The sequence below is a fragment of the Micromonospora sp. CPCC 206061 genome, assembly GCF_036906915.1.
In the GTDB taxonomy this organism is placed as follows: Bacteria; Actinomycetota; Actinomycetes; order Mycobacteriales; family Micromonosporaceae; genus Phytohabitans.
In genome coordinates, this window is record NZ_JBAKHX010000187.1 from 1 (window position 1) to 1,976 (window position 1,976).

Here is a 1,976-nt window from a genome sequence, read left to right on the forward strand (position 1 = left end):
TGCACTCGCCCTACTCAGACCATGTAGTGGATCAGGTGTCTCACGTCAGCCTGACAGAGAGGGGCCGGGCGTGGCCGCCGGCGACTGGCCAGTGGTGCTGAAGGAGGAAGGACCGTACCGGGAGCGGTACGGGGTCGGCTTCTCGGAAGCCCTGGCTGGCTTACTCACCGGAGAGATTCAGTCCGAGTACCTGAGTCATTGGCTTGGCGGACCCCACTCCTACCGTTTGTAACACGCCCCGTCGGCCATATTGCGTCCGACGAGACTTGGTGCACTGACATGAAACTGACATGAAACTGGCCGTGAGTGGTGGGCGGCAGCATCGGGGCGAAGCCCCGATGAGGTTCGTGGTCGACGGGCTCGGTTGTTACGCGGCGGGGCTGAGGTCGACGGTGTAGCCGAGTGATTCGATCTTGCGTTTGAGTCTGGCGGCCAGGGTTTCGGGGTCTTCTTCACGGCGGGTGTAGTAGTCGGCGCCGAGGTCGGTGTAGGTGCCGCCGTGGGCGAGCAGGTGCCAGACGATGGTCAGGATGGTGTGAGCCACCGCGACGGCGGCCTTGGGGCCGGATTTCTTGCCCATCCGCCGTTTCAGGCGGCGCAGCCGGGAGCCCAGCCGGCTGTGGGTGTGGTCGGTGGCCCAGGCCGCCTCGACCAGGATGGTGCACAGGTGCGCGTTGCCGTGTCGGGTCTTACCGCTGCGGTGCTTGCCGGCCGATTCGTGGTTGCCCGGACACAGCCCGGCCCAGGACGCCAGGTGCGCTGCGGTTGGGAACCTGGACATGTCCACGCCGATCTCACCGATGATCGCTCGGGCGGCGTGGTCCCCGATGCCCGGGATGCTGGTCAGTCGCTGGCATGCGTCGATGAACGGGGCGATCGCGGTGCCGATGCGGGCGTCCAGCCGGGCGAGCATCGTGTCGAGGTGGTCGATGTGGTCCAGATGCAGCTCGCACAACACCCCATGGTGGGCCGCGAAGCGGCCGGCCAGTGCCAGGGTCAGGTCCGGGATCTTGCGGCGCAGCGTCCGCTGGGCCAGGTCGGCCAGGACGGCCGGGTCGCGTTCACCGGCGATCAATGCCCGGATCATGGCTCGGGCGGATACGCCGAGCACGTCGGAGGCCACCGAGTCCAGCTTGATCCCGCCGTCTTCGAGCACCTTGCGTAGCCGCTGACCCTCCCGGGTGCGTTCCTCGATCAGGGTGCGCCGGTAGCGGCACAGCTGGCGGATCACCGCGATCTGCGGCGGTGGGATGAAGCTGCCGCGCAGCAGACCGACTTCCATCAATTGGGCCAACCACTGGGCGTCTTTGACATCGGTCTTGCGACCCGGGACGTTCTTGACGTGCTGTGCGTTGCACAACACGATTTTCAGGCTGTCCGGCTCGGCTAGAGCGTGGAACACCGGCATCCAGTACACGCCGGTGGACTCCATCGCCACGTGGGAGACGCCTTCGGCGAGCAGCCAGGCTGTCATCTCCCGCAACGCGGCGTAGAACGTCGCGAACCGGCGTACCTGAGTCCGGCGCTTGGTTCCCTGGCCCGGGCTACGCACCGCAACCGTGATCTGTCTCTTGTGGACATCGATCCCCGCGACCCGCTCATACACGATCTCCATCAGGCCCTCCGGCAACGCGCCCCGTAACAACACCAACGGCGCGTCGCCCGCGGAACCCGCGATCAACATCAAGAAACTGACATCCGCGCTCGCAGGCAGCAACCCGGGGTTCCTACCGGGGCGGGCTCCAGCGTCACTCTCTCATCCGGACACGAAGTGCCAAGTAAGTTCGACGTCGGCGGGCGACGCACCCACCAGTTTCAGCCCCTGCGGGCGCCTCCGCCAGGAGGCATGATCTCTCTCATGCCGCGAACAGGGCGCCGGCGTCTGCTGCGGCATGGGGGGAAGGGGGATATGCGCTGGCGGTGGGTTGGCGTGACCGGGCACCATGTGCCGGTGTTGTTGCTGGTGCCTGCTGACG

1 protein-coding gene is annotated in these 1,976 nt (G+C 66.5%); it reads right to left on the minus strand.

Annotation, left to right across the window (positions count from 1 at the left end):
* Positions 1 to 367 precede the first annotated feature (367 nt).
* A complete protein-coding gene (locus tag V6V89_RS41240) occupies positions 368 to 1,615 on the minus strand; it encodes an IS110 family transposase (protein ID WP_334625187.1) in 1,248 nt (415 codons plus the stop codon).
* Positions 1,616 to 1,976 lie beyond the last annotated feature (361 nt).